9 protein-coding genes are annotated in these 15748 nt (G+C 49.6%); all 9 read right to left on the bottom strand.

Going from position 1 to position 15748, the window contains the following annotated elements; all coding sequences use genetic code 11:
* Positions 1–116: 116 nt before the first annotated feature.
* Positions 117–3134, bottom strand: a complete 3018-nt coding sequence (locus BQ2633_RS05890) for a hypothetical protein (protein WP_075565728.1) — start codon at positions 3132–3134, stop codon at positions 117–119.
* Between the two features lie 1197 nt (positions 3135–4331).
* On the bottom strand, positions 4332–5042 hold the full coding sequence (locus BQ2633_RS05880) for a peptidylprolyl isomerase (protein ID WP_075565724.1): 711 nt from the start codon (positions 5040–5042) through the stop codon (positions 4332–4334).
* Positions 5043–5060: 18 nt separating this feature from the next.
* Positions 5061–6317, bottom strand: a complete 1257-nt coding sequence (locus tag BQ2633_RS05875; RefSeq protein ID WP_075565722.1) for an FtsW/RodA/SpoVE family cell cycle protein — start codon at positions 6315–6317, stop codon at positions 5061–5063.
* An 11-nt stretch (positions 6318–6328) separates the two neighbouring features.
* Positions 6329–7717 carry a UDP-N-acetylmuramoyl-L-alanine--D-glutamate ligase gene (gene murD / locus BQ2633_RS05870; protein WP_075565720.1) on the bottom strand — a complete coding sequence of 463 codons (1389 nt, stop codon included), beginning with the start codon at positions 7715–7717 and terminating at the stop codon, positions 6329–6331.
* A 27-nt stretch (positions 7718–7744) separates the two neighbouring features.
* The gene (locus tag BQ2633_RS05865) at positions 7745–9016 is read right to left on the bottom strand and encodes a phospho-N-acetylmuramoyl-pentapeptide-transferase (protein ID WP_075565718.1); all 1272 of its coding nucleotides are present in this window, start codon (positions 9014–9016) and stop codon (positions 7745–7747) included.
* A gap of 75 nt (positions 9017–9091) precedes the next feature.
* On the bottom strand, positions 9092–10633 hold the full coding sequence (locus tag BQ2633_RS05860) for a UDP-N-acetylmuramoyl-L-alanyl-D-glutamate--2,6-diaminopimelate ligase (protein ID WP_075565716.1): 1542 nt from the start codon (positions 10631–10633) through the stop codon (positions 9092–9094).
* A gap of 40 nt (positions 10634–10673) precedes the next feature.
* Entirely contained in the window at positions 10674–13520 is a 2847-nt protein-coding gene (locus BQ2633_RS05855) for a penicillin-binding transpeptidase domain-containing protein (RefSeq protein WP_075565714.1), read from the bottom strand.
* A gap of 104 nt (positions 13521–13624) precedes the next feature.
* Positions 13625–14176 (bottom strand): FtsL-like putative cell division protein, encoded by a 552-nt coding sequence (locus BQ2633_RS05850; RefSeq protein ID WP_083233970.1) that lies wholly within the window; start codon positions 14174–14176, stop codon positions 13625–13627.
* Positions 14177–14236: 60 nt separating this feature from the next.
* Positions 14237–15157: a 16S rRNA (cytosine(1402)-N(4))-methyltransferase RsmH gene (gene rsmH / locus BQ2633_RS05845; protein ID WP_075565712.1), complete on the bottom strand. Its 921-nt coding sequence runs from the start codon at positions 15155–15157 to the stop codon at positions 14237–14239.
* Between the last annotated feature and the right edge of the window lie 591 nt (positions 15158–15748).

The following is a 15748-nucleotide window of genomic DNA, read 5'->3' as shown; positions in this document are numbered from 1 at the left end:
TCTCTTGTCTATCCCTCCCTTCTTTAACCCCAATCGCGGTTCTGGAGCCGGACATCATAAAAAAAACGCCTCGGACAGACCACTTTAGGTCTGTCCGAGGCGTTATCTATTTACGCTTAAAAGGCGCGGTTCATTAATTGAGGATTGACAGGAGCGTAGCAAGGATGAATTATCGCACGAGCCTGGTTGGAGGTGACCACAAAACCGCAATTATCTGTGACTTGACAGCGCACCCAGACCTGCATGAGGTCTGGAACGGCTGGAGGCACAAAAGAAAGTCGCTGATTAGTTTGCCCCACTATCGTTTGCCAGGTAGCACCATTGTCCTTACTCCATTCCCATTGGTAGGTGTAGGGAGCCTGACCATCTACAAACTGTGCCACTTGGAAGGAAATTGGTTCTTGCCAACACACTTCTTGTTGCTGCGCGTTGAGTTGTGCAGCAGAAAACTGTGGAAGCACTTGCACCTGCACCGTCGAGGTGAAGGGTTTACCATTGTCGCAGTTGTTGTCTATGACCGTCAGTTGATAAGTACCAGCGTCTGACTGCTGCGCATGAGGAATCATCAGCGTGCGTTGGTTCTGTTCAGGGTGAGTGAATGAAGGGTCACCCACTTTCGTCCAGTGGAAAGTCACGTCTTTGATGTTGTAGGTGAACAATTCTATGGGTTCTCCTTGACACACCACCGCCTTTTTAACAAAGGCACGTGCCACGTCTTTCAGTGGACGCATCACGTCTTCATAGAAGAAGTATTGTTGGCAAGCATCTTCTATCTTCACAATGTAGGCTTTCACGCCCAAATTGCTGAATGCCACTTGTTCACCTAAGGGCTTGTTGGTGTACGAACTCACCAGCGTACCCAGTTTGTTAGGCTTAGAAGCGTCCATTTCATAGAGATGGTAGCTGTAGGGAGGTGTACCATCATATGCTTCAATCTGAATTGTACCCGCTGTGTTGGGAGAGGTCTCTGCTGCCTTGCCACAATAGTAGGCAAGGGTGCTATTGTTCTTGAGTTTGGGATTAGGCACGGAGAGGTCAAACTCCACGATATTGTCTCTACAGAGGTCGACGAAGGCTCGGTAGTGTCCTGTTTGCGTCGTATAATAGGGCTGGTCACGCTCGAGGTTCGCCACCGGAATCCACCCACCATCGAGTTGCTGACGCTCCAAATACACCTGTTTAGCATTATTGTCACTGTAGCCTGGATAAACAGGCTCAGTGTATGTGCCATCTCGTGGCGTGATGGCAAAGTTCGTGCATTCGTTGCTCACGTCGATGCGCAAAGGATCCTTTCGTTGGAAGCCACCCGCAAAGTCGAAGTAGTAAACCAGCGGTGTGTCTGTGGTGGAGGTAGGATCCATGTCGATAGTCACCTTATACTTACCAGGAGGATAGGAACCCTTGGGAAGATAGAAGTAACCATCAGGACTAAACTGATAGATGTGGGTATAGGGTAAAGCAGAGGCGTCTACGTCCACGGCTTCAAAACGCCACACAGAGCCCACGGGCCATTTCTTTGTTCTTCCGTCATAATAGCCTTTTTCCCAGTCTATCCATGGACGCATCACGTGATTGCAGATTTCAATCTCATATCCATACATGAAAAGCTTTGTGGGCAGCGTGCGGATGAACTTTTGAGGAACGGCAATGGGTTGCGTAGAGGTCATGTTCTCAAAGAAATCTGCCGTGTATTCTTCCCCATAATTGAGGCAAGGTACATTAACTTCTATCCTGGCCATGCGCTCTTTGTAGACGACATTGCCATTGTGGTCCTTGATTTGGAGCACGGGCAAACAGTCATTTCCCAAGTTGCCAGAAAAAATGGTAACATCGATGCATTTGCTTTGATACACATCCAGATTCGGTCTAAATCCGATGTAAGGCGGCTCCTGATCCACACGGAACTCTTTGCTACCAATAACTTTGCCGTTGGCTTTAGCGGTAGCCACAAGGTCGATGCTATAGGGCCATTCCGTTGTTGCCCCAGGCTTTAAGCTATCAAAGGAACGTACGACTTCTCCGGTAGCTTTCTTGGTCACCACGATTTCTGCATTACAGAGTGCGCCTTCTACGATGAACCAAGGGCACCACCCCGACCATGTCATGCAATTACGATGACTAATGTAGTTAGGGGCCCATTCTATTCGTTTCAAAACAAGGTTGCTAGAGTAAGCCTTCTGACCCACTAAACAAACATATTCTGGGCGATCCGCGTAGCGCAATGCGATTTGGTATCCACCTGCGGCATCAATGGCTTCTGCCTCTGCCGTGGTAATTGGGTATTTGCGGCTATATACCGTCTGGGGGTGCCATTGGGTGAAGGGTTTACCAATGGGCGCAAAGGACAATTCTAACTTTTGGGATTCAAAATAGAGGAAGGATGAACGAATCCAACTACTGTTATAGTCGATCGACATCTTCGGAGCACAAAAGTCTAATTCGCTGGAGGGAGGACAAAGCACACGGAGTTCCTTTCCGTCAAATTTCAAGCGAAGTGGTACACCAAGACAACCGTCAAAGATGTTGAGCACATAGTCACCGGCGGGGTATTCGCCATCCAGCATCACCACATTGGCTTCTGCGGTTGGGGTGAAGTTGATGGGTACATTGAGCGTAGGAGGATAGAGTGGTGTATATCCTGCCATGGGAGTGTAGGATTGCACACTGATAGTGGTGGTGGCAAGTCCTTTACCTCCTTCCAACTTCAGCGCTATCTTACCTGTGCTTAGGTCCTTACCTGTAGCCACATCAATCACGCTGACGCGGGTATAGTAATCATTGACCGCGTAGTCACGTTCTGGCGTGGGTGGAGGAGTGGGAACGACGAAGTTGATACGTTCTTCAAAAGGCAATCCTGTGGTGGTGTTGACAGCCGTAATAAGGATGGTGTAGTTGTCGGCGCTGAGGGCATTAAACTCTGGTGTATTACTTCTATTTTTGAAGTGGCTGCCAAAGTTCTCTTCCAACGTATAGTTCACGTTGGTCAGATGGGTAACGTCCTTCTTCGGTACTATACGAATTGCAGCATCCTTACTGCAGAATACCTCTTTCGTCAGCTCTACAGCAAAGAAATTTCCTTGACCCAGGGTCTCTACGGCACTGGGTGTTGTTTGTGCCCAAAGTTGTGAGGGCATGCCCAACGTAACTAATAGGCACAGAGAGAGCAACCAGCTACAAAAATAGCGGGTATTGAAAAACCTTTGGGGTGATTTTGAAAACGAGGTGATTTTTCTTTCTTGTTTTAAAGAAAAATAGAACAATGCTTGTTGTATTGAGTTCATGAAAAGTGTTGTTACAGTACATTCTACAGTTATAATGGCGAATTTACGAAATGTATTGTTGACAACAATTTTTTTTTGTTAAAGTACATCAACGGCAAGATTAGGAAAACTGTATGGCGCAGTCTAGTGTTTTAGAACGAATGTATGATGCCATTGTTGTCTTGTAGTTGTGCTTTAACTTACCTGGGGGGGCAGTGCATGCCTTGATCGGAGTAGAGTAAATACCCTCTTTCTCTACTTATTAACGTTGTAAGTCACCCAAATAAGTCGGAGAAGTCTGAAGAAATGTCGGAGTTTTTGGGAAAAACGTGGGAGATTTTGAAAGAAATGTCGGAGATTTTTGGAAAAACGTGGGAGTTTTTCTGTGCTGTCTCGCACCAGCGCTTTTCGACTGATGAGAGAGTCTTGGAGAGGAAACGCGAAGGAGTGTTAATTGGCTCCGCTCACGCGTACGCGCGCACGCACACTACAGCAATTTTGCGCTTTTTGCTTTCACAACCTTCACAGATTTCTCCGCAATCGCTTGAAGGAGAGTGGATTACAGCTAGTTTTCGGACAAAAATTAACAGAAAGAGGTTGGAAGGAGGGAAAATATCCAGAAAAAGTATGAGAATCCGGCATTTTCTACTTGTGTTTTTGTGTGGATGTGAATAGAAGTCAAATTGTCCATTTAATGTAGGGGCGGTGAAGGTTGTGAAAGCAAAAATGCGAAATCTCCAGGGATGCGCGCGCGTACGCGAGGAAAATGACGGTTGAAAACGAGCTAAAAATGGTGGTTGTCGTTAGGAGCGAAAACGAGCAAGCAGTTGAGGAAGGTGTTCTCCATCGAACACAAGAAATTTGTGTCGTTTCTGCTTGTTTTGACAAGTCTACTTTGCGAAAATGTGGGTGGGCAAAGAAAATTCGTCACTTTTTTAGCAATTTTCCACTCTTTGTGCCCTTTTCTTCCCCTATATGATTAGGGGGCGTGACACAAAGAGTGGAAAACAAATGATGAGAGGAACGGAAGTGGGGAGGTCGTTCCGAGGGGTGAGCTAAGGTTGCGCAGATCTAAGGTTGTGTGGGATTGACGATGCGTGCGGAGATGATGCGCACATCAACGCGAGGGCGGTCGTTGCGGTCGGTGTTGACTCCTTGAATCTTCTCGATGACCTCAAGTCCCGTGAGCACTTCACCAAAGACGGTGTATTGTCCATCGAGGTGAGGAGAACCACCGCGCGTGTAGTAGTCGAGCGCCATGTTGTCGGTGATGAGCCCATTTTCGCCCGTTTCTGCATCCACATGCTCACGCACGTTGGCAAGCTCGTTGGGTGTCCAGCGTTTGCCCCAGACCACATAAAACTGTGTGGCGCTGCTACGGCGACCTGGATTCACATCGCCACTTTCGCGTGCTGCTGCCAAGGCACCACGACGATGGTAGTGAGTGGGGGTGCGAAACTCGGGAGCGAGGGTGTAGCCGCGGTCGGCTTCTCCCAACATTTGTCCGGGTTGTGCGTGGCGTGAGGTAGAATCACCTGCTTGAATCATGAAATTGCGGATGACACGATGGAAGAGCAAGCCATCGTAGTAGCCTTCGCGCACGAGTTGAGCGAAATGACGCGAATGGATGGGGGTGTCGCGAAATAGACGCACGCGGAAGTCGCCCATGGTGGTTTTGAACTCTACCTCAATGTCTTGTTCCAATGGAGCGGTGAGGCTAGGCGACTGGGCAAATGTGTGGGAAGCGATCAGGAGCAGGAGAAAGAGAAGGACTTGCTTCATGTTTGGTGCTGAATAGAGTTATTCTTTGGTGAATTCTTCTGCCGTGATGGCATTAGGAGCTTCTGTGATAACTTGCGTATCCTGGAGGTCTTTGCGTCTGATGGCGCGGCTGGCTGAGAGGATGATGCCAATGTAGGCTCCTGTGATGATGGTGGAGGTGCCTCCCTTGGAGATGAGGGGTAGGGGTTGACCAGTGACGGGACCAAGCCCCACTGCCACCGCCATGTTGATCATGGCTTGTCCGACAACCATCATGCCAAATCCCATGGCTACAGCCGCAGGGAATATCCTACTAGATTGGGTGGCGATGCGTCCACAGCGATAGAGTAGCCATAAGTAGAGGACGATGACTAACAAACATCCGGCAAGCCCGAGCTCTTCGGCAACGATGGCGAAGATGAAGTCGGAATAAGCAGCGGAGAGATAGTCGCGCTGGATGGAACGTCCCGGGAGTACGCCGGTGCCATGGGAACGCGCTACAGCAATGCGAGCATTGACGACTTGTCGATTGCCATCGGTGACTTCAAAGTCTTTTGGGTCGGGAGTCATCACAATCTTCTTGTCACTCGAAACACGAGAGCGCCAAGTGGTGACACGCTGCATGTAGGAATTTTGATAAATTGCTGCATTTGGGTCTTTGGGGAGAAGACTGATGACCATCACTGCAACAGCAAAAATGATGGCAAGAAATCCATATAGTTTCATCATCGCTTTACGCGGTGGACGAAAGAAAATGAACATGGAATTGATGGCGAGAAAGATAATGGCAGCTGTCGAGAAGTTTTGTGAGACAATGAGTCCACAGTGAAGGCAGGTTATTCCTACGATGCTGTAGAAAGCCCCCTTGGAGATTTCGCCATCACCTTTCTTGTTCGTTTTAAGCGAACTGGCGATAATGGCAGCTGCCGTAATGACCAGTACACCCTTTGATAGTTCTGAAGGCTGGAAGTTGAAGAGACCGAAAAAACTTACCCATCGTGCGCCATTGTTGAGCATTTGTCCATTTAATAGTGCATATGCGAGCAGAGGAACACAGATGAGATTGCCAAAGATCATAACTGCTTTGTAGATGCGGCAAGGGAGCAGGTGAAGTAACCATGCGGTAACTATTGCCATCAGAACAAAGATAGCTTGCTGGATAATGGGTTTTGCAAAACTTCCTTCCTTCAATACGAGATAGGACGCTGCACTGGACACCTCTACAACAGAAACGATGCAGAGCATGAAGAAAATGGCCCAGATGACTTTGTCGCCATGTAATAATTGGAGCTTCATGAAAAGGGAGTTTAGCGTTGACGTACGAGGTTTTTGAATTGATCGCCGCGATCTCCCATATTTTTGAAGAGATCGAAGGAAGCGCAACAGGGTGAGAGGAGCACGGTGTCACCCTCTTGAGCCAACTTGGCGCAGGCTGCCACACAGTCTTTCATGGATCCGGTGTCGGCAATGGCGATGCTGTGTTCCGCACAGAGGGTGTCGAAGACTTCGTGCAAGGGAGCATTGTTGGCTCCTAGGAAGACGAGCGCGCGGCACTTGCTGGTGATGAGGGGGAAAAGGGTGGAGTAGTCGTTGCCCTTGTCGAGTCCGCCCACGATGAGTACTACAGGGGTGGTTTGTGCGTCGAGTGCTACGAAGCAAGCATCGACATTGGTGGCTTTGGAGTCGTTGATATAGTGCACTCCCTGGAAGGTGCCCACGCGTTCTAGGCGATGTGGCACGCCCGAGAAGTCGCTCAAGCAGCGTGTGAGGGTGGTTTCATCCACACCAGCAGCGAGGGCAGCAAGAGCAGCCGAGAGGCAGTTGCGGAGATTGTGCTTGCCTGGTAAGGAGAGTTGTGAGAGGGCGATTTCAAAGGGACGAGGTTGTTCAATCTTGAGTTGCGCACCTTCGGCAAATCCGTAAGAGTCGTTGCCGCTTTCGCCCTGTCCGTAGCCCACGATGCCTTCGTGTTTGTGATCGGCAAAGGGTAACATACGTTGTCCGTGGTTGTGCGCTGCAAGCTGGCTAGGGATATATTCATCGTCTGCCCAATAGATGAAGCAGTCGTCGGCAGTTTGGTTTTGGGTGATGCGCATTTTAGAGCGAACGTAGCGCATCATTTCAAAGTTGTAGCGGTCGAGGTGGTCGGGGGTGATGTTGAGCAACACGGCAATGTTGGCACGGAAGTCGTACATATTGTCGAGTTGGAAAGAAGAGATTTCCAATACATACCAGTCGCGATCGCCCTTCTCTTCGATTTCTGCCACCTGGAGTGCGAGCGAACGTCCGATGTTGCCTGCCAATCCTACGTTGAAACCTGCTGATTCGAGGATATAATAGATGAGTGACGTTGTGGTGGTTTTGCCATTTGAACCAGTGATGCAGAGCATCTTGGCATTGGTGTAGCGCGCGGCAAACTCGAGTTCGGAGAGGATGGGGATATTCTTCTCTCGCAGTGCCACTACCATAGGGGCATCGTCGGGGATGCCGGGGCTCTTCACCACCTCATCGGCATCGAGGAGGTGTTCGGGCGTGTGTTTGCCTTCTTCCCACGCGAGGTGGTGGGCATCGAGCATCTCTTTGTAGTGTGGACGAATGGTGCCCATGTCGGAGACAAAGACATCATACCCCTTTTGTTGGGCGAGGATGGCGGCACCAACACCACTTTCGGCGGCACCGAGGACAGCAAGTTTCATAGTTTGAAGGGGTTTGCAGGGAGAGAGTTATCGAATCTTGAGGGTGATGATGGTGAGTGCGGCTAGGAGGATGGTGGTAATCCAGAAACGCACGGTGATTTTCGATTCATGCCAAGCACCACGGGGCCAGTTGCGGAAGATGTATTGGGAAGTGGGGTCGAGCTGGCTGTCGAGACGTCGGAAGGTGTCGTGGATGGGAGTGCTCTTGAACACACGGACGCGTTTGCCCTTGCGCTTGAAGAACTTGAACACCTGAGTCTGGACGATGACACTCAGACTTTCGATGAAGAAGATGCCACAGAGGATGGGAATGAGGAGTTCTTTGTGGATGATGATGGCAAAGACAGCTATGATACCTCCGATGGTGAGCGAGCCTGTGTCGCCCATAAACACCTGCGCTGGATAGGCATTGTACCACAAAAATCCGATGAGGGCTCCCACCATGGCGCAGATGAAGACCACTAACTCTTGGGAGCCAGGCACAAACATGATGTTGAGATAGGAGGCGTATTCGATGTGGCTCGACACATAGGCTAATATGCCGAGCGCAATACAGATGAAGGCGCTATTTCCTGCCGTCATTCCGTCCATTCCGTCGTTGAGGTTAGCACCATTGGACACTGCGGTGGTGACGAGAATCACCATCAATACGAAGACAATCCAGCCAGCGGCTTGTTTGTGTTCTCCAACAAAACCGACGATGTCGGCATAGTCGAGATAGTTGTTCTTGAAGAAGGGGATGGTGGTCTTGGTGCTCTTCACGGCTTCGCTCTTGTGCACAATTTCCACTTTGTCGCCCACGCGGCCGCGCTCCACATTTTCGCGAATCACTGCATCGGGACTGAGGTAGAGGGTGAGACCCACCACTAGCCCCATGACGACTTGTCCTAAGATTTTCCACTTTCCTGCCAAGCCGTCTTTATTTTTCTTGAAAATTTTGATGTAGTCATCTAAGAAACCGAGAAGTCCAAACCACAGAGTGGTGACAATCATGAGGATGGTGTAGATGTTGCGCAGTCGTCCGAGGAGGAGAGTGGGCACGAGGATGGCGACAATGATGATGATACCTCCCATGGAAGGAACACCAACTTTCTTTTCACCAAAGGGGTCGATGCTGGCATCACGTGCGGTCTCGCCGATGTTGCGGCGGCGCATATAGCGGATGAATCGCTCGCCAAACCACATGGAGATGATGAGGCCGAGCATCAGTGCCAACAAGGCGCGGAAGGAGATGTATCCCCAGATGGAAGCACCTGGGATGCCAAATTGTCCGAGAAAACGAAAGAGATAGTAGAGCATTGTCCTATACTATAAATTGAGGTGCATCGGGAGATGGGATGCACGTTAGGGTAAGGGGTGATGGAAAGTGGGTGTTTAGGCGATGCCAAAGGCGGAACGCACTTCTTCGTGGTCGTCGAAATGGTGCTTCACACCTTCGATTTCTTGATAAGGTTCGTGTCCCTTACCTGCCACGAGGATGACATCGCCTGCTTGTGCCAAAGCTGCAGCAGTGCGGATGGCTTCGCGGCGGTCGGTGATGGCAAGTGTCTTGGCACGTGCGGCTTCATCTAAACCTGCAAGCATGTCGGCAATGATGTCTTCTGGACGTTCAAAACGAGGGTTGTCGGAGGTGATGATGACGCGATCGGAGCGTTTTGCAGCTTCTTGCGCCATGAGCGGACGTTTGCCCTTGTCGCGGTTGCCACCAGCACCACAGACAGTGATGATTTGTCCTTTGCCGTTCACAATCTCTTGAATAGCGGTGAGAACATTCTCAAGAGCATCGGGCGTGTGAGCGTAGTCGATTACGGCGCTGCAACCTTTTGGGGAGCGGATGGCTTCAAAACGACCATTGACAGGGCGAAGGGTGGAGAGTACGCGAAGTACTTCGGCTGAATCTTCTCCCAACATCACGGCAGCACCATAGACCCCGAGGAGGTTGCTCACGTTGAAACGCCCCACAAAAGGTACGCTCACTTCGCTGCCGTTGATGTCGAGCAGCATGCCTTCGATGCTTTCCTCCACAATACGACCTTTGTAGTCTGCCATGCTGCGTGTGCTATAAGTGCGCACTTGAGCTTTGCAGTTTTGTACCATCACTGCGCCATTGCGATCGTCGAGATTGGTGATGGCGAAGGCAGATTTGTCCAAACCATCGAAGAACATCTTTTTCGCATCGCGATAGTTCTCAAAGGTTTTGTGATAATCCAAGTGGTCGCGAGTGAGATTGGTGAAAATACCTCCCACAAATTTCAGTCCTTCAATGCGATGTTGGTGGATGGAGTGGGAAGAACATTCCATGAAAGCGTATTCGCACCCAGCTTCCACCATGTCGGCAAGGAGCTTGTTGAGTGAGATTGGGTCGGGAGTGGTGTGAGTGGCTTCCACAGCTCGGTCGTCGATGTAGTTGCACACGGTAGACACAAGTCCAACTTTGTAACCAAGTCCGCGGAAGAGTTGATAGAGCACCGTGGCGATGGTCGTTTTACCATTGGTGCCCGTAACTCCCACGAGTTTCAAAGGTGCTTTTTGAGTCGTCTCTCCCTCTGCAGTTGCTACGTTTTGCGCCACATCGGATGCAGAAGTGGAGGAATCATTGACGAATCTTCCTGTGGGGTCGCCATAGAAAGTAGTTGCGAGGACGCCCACCACTTGTTCGGTGTTGGCAACACGAACAAAGGTCACATTTTCGGGCATATTTGTGGGGAAATCTTCGCACACCACCACAGCGCGTGCACCTTGTGCCACAGCTTTTTCGATGAAAGCGTGACCATCTGTTTGTGTGCCCTTGACGGCAACAAAGAGATGATTTTCTGAGACTTGACGAGAGTCAATGTCGATGCCGCTGATGTCGCAGTTTAAGTCGCCATGGCTGTCGAGCATCTCCACATGGCTAAGAATTTCTTTTAGAATCATGGATGCTGAGTTCTATATTGGGGTTTCGTGCGTGAGCACGTTATGCTTGTTTTTTATTGGATTTCTTAGAAGTGTCGTTCTTCTTTCCAGTAGCAGTAGCCTTAGATTTGGAAGAGTTGTCCTTCTTTTTCGGCACATCCTCTTTCTTCTTGGGAGTGCTTTCTTTCTTTACCGCAGCTGTCTCCTTTTTGTCCTTGGAGGAAGTGTCTTTTTTCTTGGGAGTTTCCTGCTTTTTGGAAGACTTTTCTTCCTTCTTGGTCGTCTTGTCGTCCTTTTTCGGTTTCTCCTTTTTCTTCGACTCTTCCGTTTTTGTAGAGGACTTCGACTTAACCTCTCCCTTTTTCTCAGACGAGGAGTCTTTTTTCTTGGGAGAATCTTCCTTCTTTTTGGAGGAATCCTCCTTTTTCTTTGCTTTATCTCCCTTATCAGATGATGAGGATTCTTTCTTGTCGGTTGAAGACTGCGACTTTTTGGAAGCGTCTTTTTTGTTGGAAGCTGGCTCCTTGTTAGTAGCAGAGGCTTCTTTCTTCTTTTCTGTAGAAGTGTCCATCTTTTCAGCTCTTTTCTCCGTCTTTTTCTCAGAGGAGACAACAGTCGGTGTCGTGGACTTCTTTTGTGGAGTCACTTCTTCATTGGGAGGAGAAGGTTGCTCAGACGCGGAGGTTGCACTCTCCACGGAAGCAGACATTTCCTCCGATTCTTTCCAGTCTTCAGGGATTTTGTGCTCCATCGAGAGCGCAATTTTCACCACCATTCCTGGTTTGATGGGAGTCCCTGCTGGGAGACTTTGTGCCACCACACGTCCCATGCCGGTGACTTTCACCCTCACGCCCATACGTTCTAGGCGATAAACGGCATCGCGCAAGCCATATCCGATGACAGAAGGCAGTCCTTTGGACGTCGTTTCATTGTTGAGCGTGATAGTGCCTTGGTGAGTTGGCGCACCCCATGCGAGACCTTCTGACGTGCGATAGTTGTTGCGGTGAGGCACTCGCAGTTCGTTAAGCACTTGACTGAGCATCACCAAATTACCATTTTGCATCATCGGGGGAACAGTGCGAAGGGCTGTAGTGTCAATCGCAGCTTTGTAGTCCGTTTTTCGATTTTTTGCCATCACACCTTCTGCCACCTTTTTAAACACTGGGCAGCAGTGGATACCCCCATACGCTGGGGCACCCTTCTCGATGCAGACAATCATCGAATATTGTGGGCGATCGGCAGGGAAATATCCTGCGAAGCTCACGAGGTAGTTGGAGGCAAAGCCGCCTTTGCTCCAGATCTGTGCCGTACCCGTCTTACCGGCTACGGCAAAGTACTTAGAGTAAGCCAGTTTACCCGTACCCGTGTTCTTGCCCACCACACCTTCTAGACAGATTTGGATATTGCGTAGCACATCTGGCTTGCACATTCGTTCGCGCAACACCACAGTGGGATATTTTTGTACCACTTCATCGCCACGACGCACCTCTGTCACGAAGCGGGGGGCGACAAGTTTTCCGCCATTCGCTACACCATTATAGAACGTGAGGGTAGAGATGGGCGGAATTTGTGTTTCATATCCGATGCTCATCCAAGGCAAGGTGGTGCCATACCAGCGATCGGGGTTGTCTCTACGATAGCGAATGCGAGGTTTTTTGTAGCCTGGGATAGGGATGTGAAGATCCTCCATAATACCGATGCGCTGTAGTCCAGATACAAATTGGTCGGGATTGCTCGCATAAGCGTTGTCAATGAGCGTACTCACCCCCACATTTGACGATTTCTTGATGATTTCTGGCACGGTGAGCACACCATTTCCACCTTTTCGCCAGTCGGAGTCGCGCATCTTGCGTCCGTGCATCTCGCGAATACCGTTTCCTGTGTTGCAGGTGGTGTTCATGTTGATTTTACCATCGTCCATTGCCACCATAAATGACATTGGTTTGAACACCGACCCTGGTTCCATCATATTTGTCACTGCGCGCGGATCAATTTCGGCGTAGTTTCCATTTTCAAGACGTGAGAGGGAAGAAATTGCTTTCACGTTACCGGTTTGCACCTCCATGAGAATACACATACCTGCTCGAGCACCGATAGCGCGCAACTGGTTGCCCAGCACCTTTTCGGTCAAGTCCTGCATGCCCACATCGATAGTCGTCACTACATCGCAGCCATCCACGGCAGGGGTGTCCACGAGATTGATGTATCTGTTCGCCACTTTTTGGCGATGGTATACGCCGGGTTTTCCGCTCAACACGGAGTCAAAAGCTAACTCCAGACCATTGAGCGCTTCGTCGTTTTCGCTGCGCAGATTACCAATCGTGCGAATTGCCAAACGGCCATAAGGATTTTTGCGGCGGCGGAATTCCTCTGTGGTAAATCCGCTCTGTCCAATGGGAAGATTGAGCAGCGGCACTTTCTTCAGTTCCGTCAGTTGGATATACGTCACTCGTTTGGGATAGAGTGAGATATTGTGACTCTGTTTTGCGCGTCCTTTGAGGATGGCAGCGCGTGTTTTTTCAATATCCAGGTCAGGGATGATGCGTTTCATGCCTGTGAGCATGCTGTCCATCTTGGTGGTGAGGATAGAGTCGCGAATGATTTGGTCTTTCACGCGTCGTGCCGAGTCAGGTTCCCACGACATAGGGTCGAGATAAAGACGATATTCGGGCAAAGAAGTCGCCAGCACTTGTCCATCTGCCGAAAGAATGTTGCCGCGTGTCGCTGCCAGGGGTTTGAAACGGCTTTCAAACTTCGTGCTCACAGCCATCCAATAGTCATGTTGCACGAACATGATGTATGCCGTCTTCCCCAGTATGATGAGACTAGCGACGACAAACAAAGCCAAGACAACACAATAGCGCTGAAAGGCCAATTTGATTATATTTTGGGGGATTTTTGTAGGCATAAGACTCTGTGCGAGCTATAAATCGGTTGGGGGGAGGGAGAAGTAGTGGCGAGAAACGCGGGACTTCAATGAGAACGGGGATAGGCAACATCCGTTCACACAGTTTATTCATCATCAGTAACGGGCAACTCAAAGGGAGCATCCGTGGAAGCCTGGATTGTGGAGTCTTGCAGTTGGCTTTCAATCTTAGAACCCAGTGTGCGTTCGCGCAGTTCACTCGAGCGGGTCAAGGCTTTATAGCGGCGGTCTAGTAGTTCCTTGTTGAGTTTGTCGTTCTCAATCATTAAGTTGCGATGGTGATATCCCAAACTCACATAGGCGATGAAGAAAATCATGATTATCACCACAAAAAACCAGTTGCGTCGCAGGAAGGAGAGGAACGAAATGCCTTGCACCAAATCTTTCAGCACCTGTTTGTCAAACTTCACATCATCATCAATAATCCACTGGCGCCAACTTTGTGCGCGCACTTCTTCAGGGCACTCCTCGTTGGAGTGTCCTTTTTTTGTGTCTTTCCCAGATTGTTTTGACGAATCTTCTTCTGCTGGTGCTTCTTCTAGGGCAGTTTCAGCATTGTCTTCAGTGGTTTCCGCCTCTAGGGGTGCCACTTGAGGTTCGTCTTCGGGAACGATGATGTCGAAATCAACTTCTTTCATAGGATTTTTGTCGAGGGTCAAAACTCCAAATCTTTGTGGGTGAAGAAGAAAGGGAGGGTCTTATAGTTTTTCAGCGATGCGGAGTTTTGCACTTCGGCTACGTGGGTTAGCCAGTTGCTCCTCTTCAGAGGGGATAATCACCTTGTTGTTTACGGGGCGCAGAGGCGAAAGGCGGTTTCCATAAAAATCTTGTTCCACCTTGCCCGCAATGTTACCCGAACGCATGAAGTTTTTCACCATGCGGTCTTCTAGACTATGATAGGTCAGCACCGAAAGACGTCCGCCAGGGCGCAGCACGCGGAGTGCCGCTTGCAACATCTCTTCCAGCGCGTCCATTTCGTGGTTCACTTCGATGCGCAGAGCTTGAAACACCTTTGCCAAGTCTTTCTTCTCACGATCGCGAGGCATGAGCGGTTGCACCACTTGCAGCAAATCATTGATAGTGCTGAAGGCGCGTTCTCCGCGCTGTTTCACTACCGCCGCTGCCAGTCGACGACCATTTTTCAGTTCTCCATAAATCTGAAACACCTTTGCCAGTTGCTCTTCTGTGGCAGTGTTGAGCACCTGGGCTGCAGTGTTGCCACCGCGCACGTTCATGCGCATGTCGAGGGGAGCATCAAATCTGAACGAAAAGCCGCGTTCTTCCGCGTCGAAGTGGTGGCTCGACACACCGAGGTCAGCCAACACCCCATCCACTTTGCCCACTTGGTCATAAAATCTCATCCATCGTGAGAGGAAGCGGAAGTTACTTGCTACAAAGGTCAGACGTTCTTCGTGTTCTGGCACATTTGCCACTGCGTCTGCGTCTTGGTCAAAACTAAAGAGACGACCATTTTCACCCAGACGAGCAAGGATCTCGCGACTATGTCCACCACCACCAAAAGTGGCGTCGATGTACACGCCATCAGGACGCATGTTGAGGCCATCTACAGTGGGATGGAGCAGCACAGGAACGTGATATGTGGGACAGATTGTATGCATTTCGTTGTGATAGTCTTATAGTAGCAAGCAAAGTTACTAATTTCTCTGCACTTTTATCCTCTATTTCTCTCTTTTTTTTGATACTTTGAAAGATTACTTTAGGGAATGAAATCTAATCTATTGATTGTCAGTGATAGTTGCTCAAAATAAAATGTGTGCAAAAAGTACCTTATGGCTTATTTCTTGTTGCAAAATTCGCCTAGGTCAATGTGCTGTGTTGACAAGTCCTGCAGAACTGTTTAACTCTGGGAAAAGTGGCTCTGTAATGACGATAGCGACGGCAGAAAAACGATATCGAAATGAAGGGAAGTGACGACAGAAATTATTGCAATGTAGTGGGGGACCGACGAACTTTCAGTGGCAGAGGAAGGAGGCACCTATTCTTCTGTACCAGTAGTGAGAGAAACTTCCATAAGGGGGGCTTGAGTAGTGAAAGCAAAAACAGCAAAATCCCAGGGAAGGCGCGCGCGTCGCGCGAGGGGAAGCAGGGTGGTCAACATCTGTTGAGCATCCATGTGTCATCGTAGGAAAAACTAGCCTGAAAGCCACAGCAGGGCAAAACGAAGTAAAATGAGAGAAAATAAAAAACGC

Origin of the sequence: Ihuprevotella massiliensis, from assembly GCA_900095835.1 — a bacterium.
Lineage (GTDB): Bacteria > Bacteroidota > Bacteroidia > Bacteroidales > Bacteroidaceae > Alloprevotella > Alloprevotella massiliensis.
Note: the sequence above shows the minus strand (reverse complement) of the source record. Positions and strands in the feature narration are given on the sequence as shown.